This is a genomic window from Fontibacillus forbon (genome assembly GCF_046559655.1).
In the GTDB taxonomy this organism is placed as follows: domain Bacteria; phylum Bacillota; class Bacilli; order Paenibacillales; family Paenibacillaceae; genus Fontibacillus.
Map to the genome: position 1 here is coordinate 98,223 of NZ_JBKGFV010000007.1, position 16,547 is coordinate 114,769.

The following is a 16,547-nucleotide window of genomic DNA, read 5'->3' on the forward strand; positions in this document are numbered from 1 at the left end:
TGATGAAATGGTTTTATCGGATTTTTTCCATGTTCATGGCCTTGTTGTTTGCTTTTCCGCTCGTCTGGATGCTCGTGGTTTCCGTGAAAAAGGAAGGCATGAAAATCACGTCCGTCGTGGACTGGTTTACGCCGCCTTATTCCTTCGCGGTCTATCATGAAATCATCACCGGCACCAAACTGATCCAGTGGTCCTGGAACAGCTTCCTTATTGCCGTATGCGTGACTCTGCTGACGCTTGTGATCGCTGCGATGGCCGGGTTTGCGATGTCCAAGGTTCCGTTCAGGTATAGAATGTTCATGTTTTTCTTCATATTGGCCGGCCTGCTGATTCCGGGTGAAGCGATCCTTATTCCTCTGTACCAGGTCGCCAAAGATTTGGGGATTTTGAACTCTTACATGGGGCTGATTTTCCCGGTTCTGGCTTCGCCTTTTGCGATTATCGTGCTCAAAAGCTTCTTTGACGGAATTCCGAACGACCTGCTTGAAAGCGTGCAGATCGACGGTGGCGGAATCTGGCGGATTTTCGTGAGTATTATGCTTCCGCTTACCCGTCCCGCGCTTGTTTCAATTGCCATTCTGACATTTATCGGCTCGTGGAACAATTTCCTCTGGCCGTTCCTGTCCGTGACCGACGACAACCTGTTCACGCTGCCGATGGGGATTCCTACCTTAATGAATCAGTACACGGAAGATTACGTGAAGCCGATGGTTATCAATACCGTAGCTTCGCTGCCGATCATGCTTCTGTTCCTGATTTTCGAACGCCAGATCATCAAGGGAGTCAGCCTGTCGGGGATTAAAGGATAAGCGAAGGGAGCAGCGCTGGTGGCTGTGCGTCAACGCGAAAGAGCGATTGATATATTTAAGGGCTTGCTGGTGCTCGGGATGGTGTATTGCCATTGCCTGCAATTTTTCAGCGACCCGGTGATTTTCCCGCAAGGGCAAAAGTGGATTGACCCCATCAACTTGATCACGTTCTCGGGATTTGTGTTCAGCTTCGGGTATGTGTGCCAGTTGGCGTACTACAGCAAGCCGTTCGCCGAGGTCTGGCACCGCATGCTCGCTACGGCGTTCAAAACCTTGCTTGCCTTTTATATTTCCGGGACGGCCTATCGGTTGTTTATCGATCAACGACCGTTGGAATGGACAACGATCAAACCGATATTGCTGCTGAACGATATGCCGGGCTGGTCTGAATTTCTGGCTTCGTTTACTTATTTGATTCTGCTTGGTTTGTTATTGTTTGTCCCGTTAAAGTGGTTGGGCAGGCGAAAATGGGCCGGACTCACGGCGGCGGGACTCTTGCTGCTCACGACTTTCATGCCCTACGGGGCCATTCACGCGGTTCCTTGGGCTCCGTTGGTGGGGACCCGGGATTTCGCTTCATTCCCGGTAGTGCAATACTTCCCGTATTATCTGCTCGGTATGCTGTTTGCCCGCTATCGTACCGGCTTTGATTGGCGGGTGCTGGCGGGAGCGGCAATCGCCACGGGAGCCTTTGCCTGGAAGTGGCTTTCGGGGGCCGACGCGTCGCTGCCCGAACGTTTTCCGCCGTCGGTTTGGTGGGTCGCGGGTCCGGCTTTGTTGTTGTACGGATATTATCTTCTGTCCCGGTGGATGGAAAAATATCCTCTGCCGTTTCTTCCGCTGGAGGCCCTGGGACGGAATGTGCTTTGGTTTCTGTTGATGAGCAACGTGCTGATCTTTGCGCTGAAGTCCAATCAGCCGTTGTTGCTGCTGGGATTGCTTGACGCGTTTTGGATGGAGCTGGGGCTGCTTGCCGTCATTGGGTTCAGCATATGGATTATTACGAAACCTGCGCGCCGCGCGGCTTTGAGCAATGACACTAAGATGTGACTACTGGATAAAGAAGGAGTAGAAACAATGGCTGATCAACTAGTACGCAATGAATATCCCCGGCCGCAATTTGTCCGGGATGCATGGATGAGCCTGAACGGAGAATGGGATTTCGATTACGACGATAACGGAGCGGGCGAGCGGGAAGCTTGGTACGAGAACCATGATTTCGCGAGCAAGATTATCGTACCGTTCTGTCACCAAAGCCGGTTAAGCGGGATAGGCGATACGGGATTTCATGATACGGTCTGGTACCGGAAAGTGTTCTCCGTACCCGACGCGCATAGAAAAGGCAGGCTGCTGCTTCATTTCGGCGCCGTCGATTATGAGGCGAAGGTGTGGGTGAACGGAAAACTGGCAGCGTTGCATGAGGGGGGGCATACCCCGTTTCATGCCGACATTACGGATCTCCTTGCCGAAGGCGACAATACCGTCGTCGTGAAGGCGACCGATTACAGCCGGGATGTGACGCTGCCGCGGGGCAAACAGTACTGGGAAGAAAAATCCGCGGGGATTTTCTATACGCGCACTACCGGCATCTGGCAGAGCGTATGGCTAGAACCGGTTCCCGAAACGTATATCCGGCGAATCCGCCTGACTCCCGATATAGACAAGAACGACATAGGGCTGGACGTTTTTTTGTCCGGCTATCGCCCGGGAGTTCCGGTCAGCATTAAGGCGGCCGTTACTTTTAACGGTGAGTTCGTAGCGGAGGATACTTTCTCGTTGAGACATGATTCGGCCGGCCGTCATATTCATCTCGAGGATTTCAACGACCACGGCTTGGGACGCTGGTGGACGCCGGAAAAGCCGAATTTGTACGATTTGGAATTGACCTTGAGCGTGGACGGTGTGGTGGCTGATAGTGTGAAAAGCTATTTCGGCATGCGGAAAATTTCCGTGGAGGACGGGAAGCTGTTGCTGAATAACCGTTCCTATTTCATGAGAATGGTGCTGGACCAAGGGTATTTCCCGGAGGGCATATTGACCGCTCCGAGCGACGAAGATCTGCGCAGGGACGTGGAACTGACGAAGGAAATGGGCTTCAACGGCGCGCGTAAGCATCAAAAAATCGAAGACCCCCGTTATTTGTATTGGGCGGATCGATTGGGCCTGCTGGTTTGGGGAGAAATGGCGAACGCGTACCAGTTCTCCGAGCCCTATGTGGCACGGATGACGCAGGAGTGGATCCAGGCCGTGGAGCGGGATTACAACCATCCGTGCATCGTTGCCTGGGTGCCGCTCAATGAGAGCTGGGGCGTGCCCAATATCCTGGTCGACAAGCAGCAACAGCAGCACGCCTTGTCGGTTTATCATCTGACCAAATCGCTCGATCCGACGCGCCCCGTCATTTCGAATGACGGCTGGGAGATGGTCAGCACGGATTTGGTGACCGTTCATGATTATGAATGGCGCCGCGAGGTGTTGACGGAGCGCTATGCGACCAAGGATGCGGCGCTGAGCGCCCAGCCCGGCAACCGGTGGATTCTGGTTCCCGGCTTCCCTTATGCGGGCCAGCCGATCCTCGCCACGGAGTTTGGAGGTATTTCCTTCAAGAAGAACGAGTGGGAGGGATGGGGATATTCCGGGGCGGCCAATGAGGAGGATTTTGTGGAGCGGCTGAGCAATGTCGTGGAGCCGATGCTGCAATCGCCGGTCATTCAAGGATTCTGCTACACGCAATTCAGCGATGTGGAGCAGGAGATCAACGGATTGTTGACCTATGACCGGAAGCCTAAGCTTCCCCTGGAGACGATCCGCGCGATCGTGGAGGGAACCCGCAGATAATTACAAAACGGCAGATTCCGTTACCCGACGACTCTGCCGTTTTTTCTTGAGAGGAAGGAGAGATATGCCGTGCGCTTTGGAAAGTGGCTGGCGATCATGTTGCTGCTGTTGGTAGCGGGGGCTTGTTCGCCCGTGGAAAAAGAACCCGTCCGGACCTGGAGCAATCCCGTGTCATTACCGGATGAATGGGAAGAGTACGGGCTTGGAGATCCCTTTATTTTTTCGTTCAACGGGTATTATTACTTGTACGTAAGTACGCGGGATACCGATGCGGGAGTCAAGGTGTGGAGTTCGCCGGATCTGGAGGATTGGACGTACCGGGGATTATGTACGGAGGATCCCCTGACAAAGGGCGCGTATGCGCCCGAGGTCCGGTACTGGAACGGCAAATTTTATATGTATACTTCGCCGGCCGGAAACGGACATTACGTGCTCGAAAGCGACTCGCCTGTCGGACCTTTCCGGGTGGCGACGGACAATTTCGGCAGAACGATCGATGCCTCGACCTTTGTGGACGACGACGGGACCTGGTACTTCTATTACGCCGGAACCGGCGGCATTGATGCCGCTCCGATGGATTCCCCGCTGTCCGTAACGGCTCCCGGCTCGCCCACCGGAGCTTATATGGACGGCTGGACCGAAGGGCCGACGGTATTCAAAAGAAACGGCTTGTACTACATGACCTATACCGGGAATCATGTCTTCAGCAACGGTTACCGGATCGATGCGGCGGTCAGCGAATCGCCCTTGGGGCCGTTCAAGCCGTTTGAAGGAAATCCGGTCCTGATCCGGACGGAAGGGAAAACGGTCGGCCTGGGACATAATTCGCTCGTCACCGGCCCGGATCTCGATTCCTTGTACATGATTTATCATAATCTTGAGGGCCCGGGGATTGTGGGGCCGCTGCGCCATATGAACATGGACCGGCTCTTCTGGAACGGGGACCGATTCGCCGTGGCCGGTCCCACGGACACGCCGCAGCCTGCTCCGGCTTTGCCCGCTTTTGCCGACCGGTTCGAGCGGGATAAGCTAGGCAAGTCCTGGCTTAAATCCGGGAAAGGAGACTGGTCGGTCGATGCCGGAAAGGGCGCCGGCGTGCGGGCGGCGAATGCTGCCGGCATAGCTATGCTGCGGACGAAGTCCGAGACGGAGCCGGGGTATACGGCGGAGTTCCATGTCCGCTCGGAGAGCGAAGCGAAAGCGGAGTCCCGGGTTGGGGCCGTGTTCTCGTATCGGGATGAACAAAACTACGGGACGGTATGGCTGCTTCCCGGGGCGGGAGTGATGGAATTGACCGAACGGTCCGGCGGAAAAGAGCGTGTTCTTGCCGAAGCCGAACTGCCTTCGGATTTCGATTACAGCCAGTGGCATAAAATCCGGATCGAGCATGATCGTGCCGGAAACTCCGGAGATGCCGAACTGCGGGTTTATATTGACGAGATGCAGAAATTCGCAGGATCGTCGGCGACAAGCGGAGGCGCCGTCGGTTATGCCGCAGCAGGACTGGATGGGAGATTCGGCTACATTGCTTTCAGCAACGAAGTGAACGGCAGCAGCGATGGACGCGCCTATCAGCCCCTGCCGGGTCAAGTGCAGGCGGTCCATTTTGAGGAAGGTAAGGAAGGCAAGGCTCATCGGGTTGCCAAGCAAGCGGACGGCGGGTATGTCCTGTCCGGACTCCAAGCGGGGGACTGGGCGAACTATTTGGTAAACAGCGATGAATCCGGGTCCTATTCGATCCACTTCCGGATCCGGCCTTTATCGGCGAACGCGGCATTCAGGCTGGTTGGCCAGGACGGAGAGGAGATTGCGGCGTTCTCGGCGGCCCGGGAGAAGGCGGAAGAGTGGCAGACCGTATCCGCACCGGGAATGGATTTGCCGGCGGGGCGGCAACGGTGGAAGCTGGAGATTACAGAGGGAACCCTCGATCTGGATTGGTTCCGGGTTGGGCGTTACCAGTCCGTCGAGAAATGGGAAGATTTCTTTGACGACGGCAATGATTTTGGCTGGACCCGGTTTGAAGGCATGTGGTCCGTGAAAGAAGGAGAACTTCGCGCCTCTTCGGTATCGCCCGCCAAATCTTTGACCGGCGAACCCGGCTGGTCCGATTACAGCGTTCAGGTCGATCTGCGGCGGATGGAGAATGCAGGCCGCGCCGGGTTGCTCATTCGGGCTTCGGAGCCGGCCAATGGGCTGGATCAGAACCAGAACCGGTCCGATTTCGTCCGCGGGTATTACATTTATGCCGATGCCGAAGGCTTGCATCTCGATAAAATCAACTACGGCACCACCTCGCTAAAAAGCGTGCCTTGGGGAAATAACGCTCCCGGAGCCGATGGCAAGCTGCATCTAAAGGTGATCGCGCAAGGTGCGACCATCGAGGTTTATACCGGGGATTCAAGCGATCCCGTTCTGTCTTATACCGATCGCAGCGCTACACCGTTCCTTCAGGGACGAATCGGACTGCAGAGCGCGGATGTCGCGGTCCGCATTGACCGGATCGGAGTGGAACCGTTACATTAAAGGCGGAGAAACTTTGTCGGAAACTGGGAGGATACAGATGAAAGAACATGAAAGAAGAAGAGGGGCCGCCCTTATCAACGAAGTGAATCAAACCGAAGTACCTTACGGAACTTTGGCAATTTGGTTTCTCGGTCAGGAGAGCGTCATTATCAAAGGGGACGGAGTAACCGTCTATATCGACCCTTATGTGTCGGATTATTTGGACAAAAACGGACCGGTGCGTTCCTATCCGGCGCCGATCGTTCCGGAAGATATCGTAGGGGCGGATCTCTGTCTGATAACGCATGAGCATGAAGATCACATGGACGCCGGAACCTTGCCGGCCTTTCATGAGCAAAACGGCAGGGCGCCGATCATGGCCCCGGCCTGCTGCAAGGAGCCGTTGATCGCGATGGGAGTGAAGGAGGCGCTAATCCTGACGGCGGATGATAGCCGGGAAACCGAGCTGTTCTCCAAGCTGCAAATATCGGTGATTCCCTCAGCCCATGAACAATTGGAGCAAGATGCGGAGGGACACTACCGCAGCGTGGGTTATGTGCTTAAGTTAAACGGCGTGACGTTATACCATGCCGGGGATACGGTCGTTTATCCCGGATTGATAGAACGCCTCCGGGCGTTCAAGCCCGATGTGGCGATGCTGCCCATCAACGGCCGGGATTTCTTCCGCCGGGAGCGCGGCATCGTCGGCAATATGAATTACCGGGAAGCCGCCGAGCTTGCCGTTAGCATCGGCGCGGAGACCGCGATTCCGCTGCATTATGACGTGTTTGCGGGCAATGCGGAGAAGCCGGGTTACTTCGTGGATTATATGTACGAGCATTTCCCGGAGCAGAAAGTCCATGTCATGGCCCGGGGAGAACGGTTCGTGTACGTTTCCGGGCAGGCGTTCATGAACCGGCCTTAAGGCGGGCGTTAGACAAAACATGAGAGAACAAGAGAGAGCAAGAGGAGACGAAATCGATGAATACATTAAAGTTGGAAGCATATGAAGGCGAGTTTCAGGGCGAAAAAGCGATTTGGCTGAAAGCGGGCCGTTATGAAGCGGCTCTGCTTCCCGCTATCGGCGGGAATTTGATCGCGTTTAGGGATGCGGAACGCGAATTGAAGTTTTTGCATGAGCCTGCTCCGGAGGAAATGGAGTCCTTCAAGAACCGGCCGATGATTCACGGAATTCCCGTGCTGTTTCCGCCGAACCGGTATGAGGACGGGCGCTTTCCGTGGGATGGCAAGCTTCATGAGTTCCCCGTCAATGAAAGTGCGACCGGCAACCATCTGCACGGGTTCCTGTACAACATTCCCTGGCAGGTGGAGGAATTCGGACATACCGACACGGAGAGTTTCGTATCCGTCGCCGTTTCTGTAGACGAACGGCATGAATCGTATCGCTATTTTCCGTATAAATATAAGGTTCGGCTTCGGTATGGCCTGAGTGCGCACGGTCTTTCCCAGCAGGTTATGGTGGTGAATGAAGGCAGAGAGAAGATGCCGTGCTTGTTGGCCTTCCACACCTCGGTCAATGCCCCGTTCGCGTCCGGGAGCCAGGGGAAGGATTACCGCTTGAAGCTGACGGTGGGAGAGCGCTGGGAGCTGAATGAGCGCATGCTCCCTACCGGCAAGTTTCAGCCGTTGACCGACCAGGAGTTGCTGATGCAAGGCGAAGGCGTCTATCCTTTCTTTGAAAGCATGGACAATCATTACACCGCCGCGGCCCAAAACGGCCGGAACCGGATGGAGCTGACCGATCTGAGCCGGCGGATTACGCTCGTCTATGATGCGGGGACGTCCTACAAGCAGTGGATGATTTGGAACAATGGGGCACAGGAAGGATTTTTCTGCCCCGAGCCGCAGATCAACCTGGTAAACGCTCCTCATGTGGATTTGCCCGCGGACGATATCGGACTCTTCGGTCTGGAACCGGGCGAAATTTGGGAGGAAAGCAGCCGCTGGTACGTGCGGGGATAAAGCGTTACGATTCAAAAAAAACCGTCAGAGAGCTACTGGAGCTCTCTGACGGTTTTTTTGCTTAATGAAGGAAATATATAAGGGGCGAGCTATTCATCAGCTTACAAACATAGGGTTACGCGTTCCAGATGTTGATGAGGCGCATACTCTCCGGCGAATTGCTCCTTCAAGATTTCAATGCTTCTTCTGCTAATGGCTTCGATGTCTTGGGCGACATAGGGCACTTCGGGCAAATCGGGACGGTCGAAAGTTACGAGTTCAATCTTCCCTAATAGATTATGATTTCTTAAGTAAGCATGGACGATATGGGCCAGTTTAACGTTGACCGTAAAAATGGCGGTAACATTATCCTTGTCTTTAAGAAAGGCTGCAATTTCCTCTTCGGCCCCGTTTTCCTGGATCGTATTTAACCTCAGCATGCACCACAAATTTTTGTCTATAGGCAATTGGTGTTCCATAAAAGCTTTCTCATAGCCGGTTGCCCGGTCCTCCGTAACCGAATTCGTGATTTCGGGAGAGATATAGGCGATATGGCGATGCCCCTTTTTCAATAAATAATGTATGGCATCATAAGTACCCGCTATATTATCGGAAACTACGTGGGCGACCCGGATATTTTTAAAGAAACGGTCAACCAGCACCACCGGAAACTTGTCGAACGACAGTTGGATAATAGATTCATTGTAGTTTTCCGCTTCCGTCGGAAATACGATTAAGCCTTGAATGCCTAACTCCATTAATTCCCTGATGGACTGCGTTTCCCTTTCCGCGGATTCCCTTGTAATGCGCAACAGAATTTGAAAGCCTTCCTCGTAGGCATATTGCTCGATATAGTTTAGCAATTGCTGGTCAATCATGGTTTTCATGCTCGGAAAGACAACCCCGATCAGAACAGGTTTAGCCATAGCGGGGCGCAATTGAGTCGAGAGATCGGTTACAAAGGAACCCTTTCCCTGAATGCGCTCAATCCATCCTTCTTCCGCAAGGCCGATAAGAGCGTTTTTGGTTGTAATTTGACTGACGCAATATAGCTTCGACAGCTCTTTTTCGGAACCCACCCGATCCCCGGGCCGAAGTATGCCCAGTTTGATTTGTTCCTTAATTTTTTCCTGGATTTGCTTATACAAAGGCTGCTCTTTCATATGGAATGATCACACCCGAAATATATTTTTTATACTAACTAAATTATATAGTTTGTGTCATGTAAAGTCTACCAGCTAATTGGTGACGTTGGTATATTGATATATAGAAGAATAAGTAGGATTAAATAAGTCAACTATAGGGATGTCATAGAAACTTTATACTTTATTTAGTATATATAATTCGACAAAAGTATATTAGTATATCTAATATAATTCAACTAAATGAAGTGGGTCTTAAAACATTTTGAATGAAAGGAGGAGTGGAAATTCATCGATAGCAAAACTGACGAGACAACATGATTGCGGAAAGTGAAAGCGTTATCCAAAGAGGAATGAAGGTGGATTTTTCATGAAGCGAGACACGGTGGTTGTCAAAAGACTATCTGACAGAGCATTACCCTATATATTTATAGGACCTGCCGTCATACTCATCACGTTACTGGCCATTGTGCCGTTGTTTTACTCCCTTTATATAAGTCTGTTGAATTATAACTTATCTTTGCCCAATACGATGATCAAAATGACCGGGCTGGACAACTACAAATATATGTTGACTAACGGTCCTTTTATGAAATCCATCGGTTGGACGCTGGTGTTTACCTTTTTTACCGTATTGCTGAATGTGACGCTGGGGATGATCCTGGCGCTTATGCTAAACAATGAGAAAGTAAGCAAACGGACAAAGATTTTCAAGAGCTTGTTTATTTTGCCTATGATGCTGGCTCCCGTCGTTTCCACCACCATGTGGAAAATCATGTTTGGTGCCATCTACGGGCCTATTAATTACCTTATGGAAACGTTGGGGCTGCAGGCGGTTGCCTGGACGGGGGAAACGCTGCCGGCAAAAATCGCGGTCATCATTATCGACGTCTGGGGGGCGACGCCCTTCTGCATGTTAATCTTGATCGCCGCTTTGCAGACTGTACCGCGGGATATTTATGAAAGTGCGTTCATGGACGGGGCCAATCGCTTTAAAGTCTTTTTCAAGATAACCCTTCCCCTGATCCGGAATTTCATCGCGCTGGTTGTTTCCTTAAGAGTCATGGATGCATTGAAAATATTCGATTCCATCATGATTTTGACCGATGGCGGCCCCGGGGACTCGACAGAGACGATGGGAACGATGATCTACAAGACCGCTTTCCGGTACATGAATGTGGGCGCCGGTTCGGCGGGAGCGATGATTTTCTTCGTCATCATTATTGTGGTTACGCTAATATTCCTGAAATTAATCCGAAATGATCGGCAGTAGCAAGGGGGAGAACAGATGAAAAAACATAATGCCGAAAAATTCGCGCTCTACTTGCTGCTTGCTTTGTTCGTCATCGTATTTTTGTTCCCGATTTATTGGGCCGTTACGACATCGTTCAAAACGCCAGGACAAATCATGAAGGTACCGCCCGAGTTCTTTCCTTCCAACTGGAATCTGCAGAATTATGTCGAGGTTTTTACGAAGCACCAGATCGGTACGTATTTTATCAACAGCCTGATCGTGGCCGTCACCACCACTTTGTGCGCCATTATCGTCGCAACCTTTGCCGGATACGGATTTTCGCGCTTTAAGTTCCGGGGCCGCGCCTTTTGGCAGTACGCCATTATTGTGATTCGAATGGTCCCCGGGCTGGTATTCATCATTCCGTACTATATTATTTTTCAGAAACTGGGAATCCTGGACACCTTGTTCGGGCTCATCATCGTGTACATCACCGCGGCGCTTCCGCTGGCGATCTGGCTGTTTATGGGATTCTTTGACGAATTGCCGACCGAGATGTTCGAAGCGGCCAAGATCGACGGCTGCAGCGAGTTCGGGACCTACTGGAGAATCGCGTTGCCGCTTATCGTTCCCGGGATCGTCGTGGCGGCTATCCTCGTATTCCTGGCCGCGTACAACGAATTCAGCCTGTCGCTCGTTCTGATCTTTACCGATCAAAACAAAACGCTTCCGCTCGGGATTAGCGGCATGATTCAACTGCAAAAGGATACGCCGTTCGGAACGCTGGCCGCGGCCGGAACGATCGCCTTCATCCCGGCGCTTATTCTCGCGCTGACGACTCAAAAATACGTGCAGGCGGGCATAACGGCAGGCGCGGTAAAGGGCTAATAAACCGGGTCGGATCGACCCTTTCCAATTAATGAATTTCGGAGGTATATATCATGAAGAAAAAATTCAACATCATGCTCTTATGTGTTTTGACGCTAACCTTCGTGCTTAGCGCATGCGGCTCCAAAAATGCGGAATCCGGCAAACCTGCCGAGCCGCAAGGCGAATTCAAGGAAGTGAAAGTGGAGGCTCCGGATGTCCTCGGGATCAAATTGACCGACTTGAACGGCGGCGGAACGCTCGGCGGCCAGTATAAAGGGCAGAAGATCGTGGTGGCCACGCGGACCGGCGATTTTGCGGACGCCTTGAAAAATGCCGCGAAATATTTCGAAGAGGCCTCGGGGGCAACCGTTGAAATTCAAAGCTTCCCTGCCGGAAACGATATTGAGAAAATCCAATTGGATTTGAATACCGGCCACCATTTCGATGCGGTGCTGATGCCGGTCGCGAACGTTCACGGCTATGCGGAAGGCGGTCTTATCCAGGACCTGCAGCCGTTCATCAATTCCGTCGCCAGCCCGAATCTGGATCTCGATGATTTTATTCCGAGTTTATGGAAGAGCTACGGTCTCTATAAAGGAAGAATGGTAGCCTTCCCTTACAAACCGGACTCGCAATTGTTTTTCTACCGCAAGGATTTGTTCGAAGATCCGGAAATTCAGAAGCAATATAAGGATAGAACGGGAAAAGATTTGGCGGTTCCAACCACGGTGGAGGATTTCCTGTCGGTAGCCGAGTTTTTCACGAAAAAAACCAATCCCGATTCTCCGACCAAATACGGTTACAGCTCCATGGCCTCCAAAACGAACAGCCGCTTGATTTGGCAGAATCGTTTGGCCGCTTTCGGCGGGAAGGATGTGGATGAAAACTTTAAGCCTGCCTTCAATAATGAAGCGGGGCTGAAAGCGATGCAAACCATGCTTGAGCTGAAGAAATTCGCGCCGGACGAATGGCTGCAATTGGGCTGGGATGAAGCGAACGCTTTGTTCGCAAGCGGCGAGGTTGCCATGATGGAGCAATGGCCTGGATTGTATAGCACGATTGAAGGCGATCAGTCGAAGGTTAAAGGCAAGGTGGGATTTGGCGTGACCCCGGGCGGAGCCCCTACGATGGGCGGCTGGGCGATTGCGATGACGAACACGGCGAAAAACCCGGAAGCCACTTACAAATTCCTTGAATACGTAACGTCCAAAGATGGGGAATTGTTGAAAATCAACAACACGATGGATCCTACCCGGACTTCCAACTACAACCGTCCTGAAGTACTGGCATCCAATCCAATGTATCCGGCGTTGCTCGAATCCTTGTCGGCAGCTCAAATTTTGGTTGATCCGGACGTTCCGTTCGTCTCGGCCAAGCTGAACGATATTATGGAGAACGCGATCCAGGGCGTATTGAGAGGAGAACTGGATCCGCAAGCCGCGCTCGATGACATGGAGCAAAACTTTATAAAAGAAATCAAAGCCGTCGGTTTGAGTCTTTGAATGAGTGAGTGAGGAGAGAGAACACCATGAGCAGCATATCTTCGCGGGGGGATTACCCCCGTCCCCAATTTGAACGATCACCATGGGTGAGCCTCAATGGCGAATGGGAATTTCAATTCGACGATGAACAAATTGGACTTGACGAACAATGGTATGGGGAAAAAACTTTGGCACAGCGGATTCAAGTTCCGTTCTGTTACCAAAGCGAACTAAGCGGAATAGGAACACCGGAGTTTCATGATACCGTCTGGTATAAAAGGAAAGTCGAAATTCCCTGGGAAATGAAAGGGAAGCGGATCATCCTGCATTTTGGAGCCGTTGATTATTCCGCACGGGTTTGGGTAAACGGGCAACTGGCGGTTGTCCACGAAGGAGGGCATACTCCTTTTTCGGCGGATATTACAAGCCTTCTTCGTCAGGATGGTTCCAACGAAATTACGCTGCAGGCGAGAGATTACAGCAAAGACGTCACTTTACCGCGCGGCAAGCAATTCTGGAAAGAAAAATCAGAATTGATCTTTTACACCTCGACGACAGGGATCTGGCAGTCGGTATGGATCGAAGCGGTGGAACCGGTTCATTTGAGCGGCGTGTTTTACTATCCGGATATCGATTGCAATGAGATCGGCATTCAATATGCGATCGCCGGCTGGACCGAAGAAGCGGATATCAAGGTTAGGACCCGCATTTCGTTTGAAGGCGAAGTCGTTGCGGATGAAGAGTGCAAAATTATCGCCGCCAAACAAAAACGCCGAATCGAGCTGCATGATTTTAACGATCATGGCATGGGACGTTGGTGGAGCCCCGAACAACCGAATTTATATGATGTGGAATACCGGATTTACGTCGACGGAATTGAGACCGATGCAGTACGCAGTTATTTTGGAATGCGTAAAGTTTCGGTGGACAGCGGAAAGCTGTGCCTGAATAACCGGCCGTTCTATATGAAGGCGGTGCTGGACCAGGGATATTTTCCGGGAGGCATTCTTACCGCACCTACGGATGACGTATTGAAAAGGGATGTAGAGCTAACCAAGCTGATGGGCTTTAACGGTGTGAGAAAGCATCAGAAGATTGAAGATCCTCGTTTCTTATACTGGTGCGACAAACTGGGACTTGTGGTTTGGGGTGAAGCTGCAAATGCGTTTGCCTTTAGCGAGGCGTACGTGCAGAAATTTACTTTGGAATGGATCGAAGCGGTAAACCGTGATTTTAACAGTCCTTCGATTATCGTATGGGTTCCTTTAAACGAAAGCTGGGGCATTCCGAATATCAAGGTGGACGATCAGCAGCGGCAGCACGCAATGGCCATGTACCACTTGACGAAATCGCTGGATACGACCCGGCTGGTCATTTCCAATGACGGCTGGGAGCATGTTCAATCGGATCTATGCACGATTCATGATTATCAATGGGATTACGACAAGCTGGTGGAGAAATACAGTCACATTGATTCAGCGCTGGATGCTCCGCAAAACCGGGACGTCTATGTCAAAGGCTATCAATACGAGGGTCAGCCGGTCCTGATGACGGAGTTTGGAGGAATCTCTTTCCAGAAAGGCGAAACGAGCGGTTGGGGCTACTCGGGGGCCAGCGATGAGGAGGACTTCAAGAAGCGGGTACATGCCGTAATCAAAGCCATGCAGGATTCGTCGCTAATCCAGGGATACTGCTATACTCAATTAACCGATGTGGAACAGGAAATCAACGGGTTGCTGGATTTTAACCGCGAACCAAAGATTCCGCTGGAGACGATTCGGGCGATGAATGAAGGCAAGTTTGAATGGGAGGAGGACGAGGACGTATGACAACCGTGAGACCGGATTATCCCCGCCCCCAATTCGTAAGGGATTCGTGGCAGAGCTTGAACGGGACGTGGTCCTTTGCGTTCGATGACCATAATCTTGGTTTAAAAGAAAAGTGGTTTCAAAGCACCGGCAAGCTCCCGCTTGAAATTACGGTTCCGTTCAGTTACCAGAGCGAATTAAGCGGAGTAGAAGATAAAAGCAATCATGATCGGGTCTGGTATCAAAGAATGTTCGACATTCCCGAAGCGTACGCCGGAAAACGCGTAATTCTGCATTTTGGGGCGGTCGATTACGAATGCCGGGTTTGGGTAAACGGCCAGCGGGCCGGTAACCATCGCGGCGGATTTTCTTCCTTTTCACTGGATATTACCGAGCTGATCGACAGCCACCAAAACGTGATTACCGTGATGGCGCAAGATTACTTGACGGATCTGACGATCCCGAGAGGCAAGCAATACTGGAAAGAAAAAGGCGAGGTCATGTGGTTTACGAACATGACGGGCATCTGGCAATCCGTCTGGGTGGAGTTTATTGAAGAAGTTCACCTGGAGAAGGTGCGTTTCACCCCGCATCTGGATACCAACGAAATCGAGATCCAGTCTTTCGTGGAAGGCTGGAACGAGCGGGCCAAGCTTGAACTGGTGACTTCAATCGATTTCAACGGTGAGAAAATTGCGGAAGAGTGCAGAGGAATTTTTGCGGGCGTGGAGTCCTGGCGCGTAAACTTGCGGGATTTTAACGATCATGGAATGGGCCGCTGGTGGTCGCCCGAGAAGCCCAATCTGTATGACGTGACCTTTGAGTTGAAAGCGGATGGAGTCGTTGTCGACCGGATCGAAAGCTATTTCGGAATGCGGAAAATTTCCGTCGATAATGGAAAGCTGTGTCTCAATAATCGCCCTTATCAGATGAAGCTTGTGCTGGATCAGGGATATTTCCCGCAAAGCTTGCTCACCGGGCCGAGTGATGAAGCCATACGCAGGGATGTGGAACTGTGCAAGGCGATGGGCTTTAACGGCCTGCGGAAGCATATGATGGTGGCTGATCCGCGATATCTGTATTGGTGCGATAAACTGGGGGCTTTAGTTTGGGGCGAAATGGCGGCCGCTTACGTTTATAGCGAACAGTACGCCCATCGGATGATGGATGAGTGGAAGGAAGTCATCGAGCGGGATTATAATCATCCTTCCATCGTCGTCTGGGTACCTTTAAACGAGAGCTGGGGCGTCGCCGATATTTACTACAACGAGAAGCAGCAGCATCATGCCCAATCCCTGTACCATTTTACCAAATCGGTGGACTCGACCAGACTGGTGATTTCCAACGACGGCTGGGAGCACTGCAAGTCGGATTTATGCACCGTGCACGACTATGGCAAAGACCCGGAAGTTCTGCATAAACGTTACTCCAATATTGAAAATATCCTGACGGATATGCCGGGGCTCGAAGGCCGTAAGTTTATATACAATCCCGGATTTTCCTACGGAGGAGAGCCGGTGCTGTGTACCGAGTTCGGAGGCGTGAACTACCACTCTGAACCTGCCGCTCCCGTTGTAGAACCCAAGGCGGAGAATGGGGATCAGTTTGTGCAGCAGCTGGTGGACGTCATAAATCCGTTCCTTGTATCCAAGCTGGTGCAAGGGTACTGCTATACGCAGTTGACCGACACGGAAACGGAAATCTGCGGCCTGCTGACCTGGAACCGGGAACCGAAGGTGCCGCTGGACATCATCAAGAGGATTAATGAAGGACAGACTGATTTCTAAATGTAAAAAGCACATCCGGAACAAATGGACCGGATGTGTTTTTTTTGGGGATGTACTACCGTGTATCAAATCTTTGTGCGTCAATTAGGCGGCACTGTCCTATACTTAGATGTG

12 protein-coding genes are annotated in these 16,547 nt (G+C 51.8%); 11 read left to right on the forward strand and 1 reads right to left on the reverse strand.

All coding sequences use genetic code 11. The features are described 5' to 3' along the window. The first annotated feature begins 2 nt into the window (after positions 1-2). From ACLB09_RS23200 to ACLB09_RS23225, 6 genes are all read left to right on the forward strand, one after another. Positions 3-809, forward strand: coding sequence for a carbohydrate ABC transporter permease (locus tag ACLB09_RS23200; protein WP_410772203.1), 807 nt, complete (start codon positions 3-5; stop codon positions 807-809). Between the two features lie 18 nt (positions 810-827). Further along, positions 828-1,859, forward strand: coding sequence for an acyltransferase family protein (locus tag ACLB09_RS23205; protein ID WP_410772204.1), 1,032 nt, complete (start codon positions 828-830; stop codon positions 1,857-1,859). 27 nt (positions 1,860-1,886) lie between these two features. Next, positions 1,887-3,647: a glycoside hydrolase family 2 protein gene (locus ACLB09_RS23210; RefSeq protein ID WP_410772205.1), complete on the forward strand. Its 1,761-nt coding sequence runs from the start codon at positions 1,887-1,889 to the stop codon at positions 3,645-3,647. 69 nt (positions 3,648-3,716) lie between these two features. Beyond that, on the forward strand, positions 3,717-6,170 hold the full coding sequence (locus ACLB09_RS23215; protein ID WP_410772206.1) for a family 43 glycosylhydrolase: 2,454 nt from the start codon (positions 3,717-3,719) through the stop codon (positions 6,168-6,170). A gap of 37 nt (positions 6,171-6,207) precedes the next feature. Further along, a complete protein-coding gene (locus ACLB09_RS23220) occupies positions 6,208-7,074 on the forward strand; it encodes an MBL fold metallo-hydrolase (RefSeq protein ID WP_410772207.1) in 867 nt (288 codons plus the stop codon). 56 nt (positions 7,075-7,130) lie between these two features. Continuing rightward, positions 7,131-8,132 (forward strand): aldose 1-epimerase, encoded by a 1,002-nt coding sequence (locus tag ACLB09_RS23225; protein WP_410772208.1) that lies wholly within the window; start codon positions 7,131-7,133, stop codon positions 8,130-8,132. Between the two features lie 101 nt (positions 8,133-8,233). Here the strand turns inward: ACLB09_RS23225 and ACLB09_RS23230 are convergent, their stop codons facing one another. Continuing rightward, positions 8,234-9,274: a GntR family transcriptional regulator gene (locus tag ACLB09_RS23230; protein WP_410772209.1), complete on the reverse strand. Its 1,041-nt coding sequence runs from the start codon at positions 9,272-9,274 to the stop codon at positions 8,234-8,236. A gap of 349 nt (positions 9,275-9,623) precedes the next feature. Between ACLB09_RS23230 and ACLB09_RS23235 the strand changes: the two genes are divergently transcribed. Genes ACLB09_RS23235 through ACLB09_RS23255 form a run of 5 tightly spaced genes read left to right on the forward strand, consistent with a single transcriptional unit; the run spans position 9,624 to position 16,433 of the window. Next, positions 9,624-10,526 carry a carbohydrate ABC transporter permease gene (locus tag ACLB09_RS23235; protein WP_410772210.1) on the forward strand — a complete coding sequence of 301 codons (903 nt, stop codon included), beginning with the start codon at positions 9,624-9,626 and terminating at the stop codon, positions 10,524-10,526. 15 nt (positions 10,527-10,541) lie between these two features. Beyond that, entirely contained in the window at positions 10,542-11,375 is an 834-nt protein-coding gene (locus tag ACLB09_RS23240; RefSeq protein WP_410772211.1) for a carbohydrate ABC transporter permease, read from the forward strand. A gap of 53 nt (positions 11,376-11,428) precedes the next feature. Then, positions 11,429-12,859, forward strand: a complete 1,431-nt coding sequence (locus ACLB09_RS23245) for an ABC transporter substrate-binding protein (protein ID WP_410772212.1) — start codon at positions 11,429-11,431, stop codon at positions 12,857-12,859. A gap of 26 nt (positions 12,860-12,885) precedes the next feature. Continuing rightward, positions 12,886-14,667, forward strand: coding sequence for a glycoside hydrolase family 2 protein (locus tag ACLB09_RS23250; RefSeq protein WP_410772213.1), 1,782 nt, complete (start codon positions 12,886-12,888; stop codon positions 14,665-14,667). Beyond that, complete coding sequence (locus ACLB09_RS23255; RefSeq protein WP_410772214.1) at positions 14,664-16,433, forward strand: glycoside hydrolase family 2 protein; 1,770 nt, start codon at positions 14,664-14,666, stop codon at positions 16,431-16,433. Before ACLB09_RS23250 ends, ACLB09_RS23255 begins: the two co-directional genes overlap by 4 nt. Positions 16,434-16,547 lie beyond the last annotated feature (114 nt).

What these genes read in the sequence shown, in the direction of transcription:
- ACLB09_RS23235 (WP_410772210.1), top strand. Translation starts at nt 9,624, where the DNA reads ATGAAGCGAGACACGGTGGTTGTCAAAAGACTATCTGACAGAGCATTA.
- ACLB09_RS23230 (WP_410772209.1), bottom strand. Translation starts at nt 9,274, where the DNA reads ATGAAAGAGCAGCCTTTGTATAAGCAAATCCAGGAAAAAATTAAGGAA.
- ACLB09_RS23250 (WP_410772213.1), top strand. Translation starts at nt 12,886, where the DNA reads ATGAGCAGCATATCTTCGCGGGGGGATTACCCCCGTCCCCAATTTGAA.
- ACLB09_RS23225 (WP_410772208.1), top strand. Translation starts at nt 7,131, where the DNA reads ATGAATACATTAAAGTTGGAAGCATATGAAGGCGAGTTTCAGGGCGAA.
- ACLB09_RS23245 (WP_410772212.1), top strand. Translation starts at nt 11,429, where the DNA reads ATGAAGAAAAAATTCAACATCATGCTCTTATGTGTTTTGACGCTAACC.
- ACLB09_RS23200 (WP_410772203.1), top strand. Translation starts at nt 3, where the DNA reads ATGAAATGGTTTTATCGGATTTTTTCCATGTTCATGGCCTTGTTGTTT.
- ACLB09_RS23220 (WP_410772207.1), top strand. Translation starts at nt 6,208, where the DNA reads ATGAAAGAACATGAAAGAAGAAGAGGGGCCGCCCTTATCAACGAAGTG.
- ACLB09_RS23255 (WP_410772214.1), top strand. Translation starts at nt 14,664, where the DNA reads ATGACAACCGTGAGACCGGATTATCCCCGCCCCCAATTCGTAAGGGAT.
- ACLB09_RS23210 (WP_410772205.1), top strand. Translation starts at nt 1,887, where the DNA reads ATGGCTGATCAACTAGTACGCAATGAATATCCCCGGCCGCAATTTGTC.
- ACLB09_RS23240 (WP_410772211.1), top strand. Translation starts at nt 10,542, where the DNA reads ATGAAAAAACATAATGCCGAAAAATTCGCGCTCTACTTGCTGCTTGCT.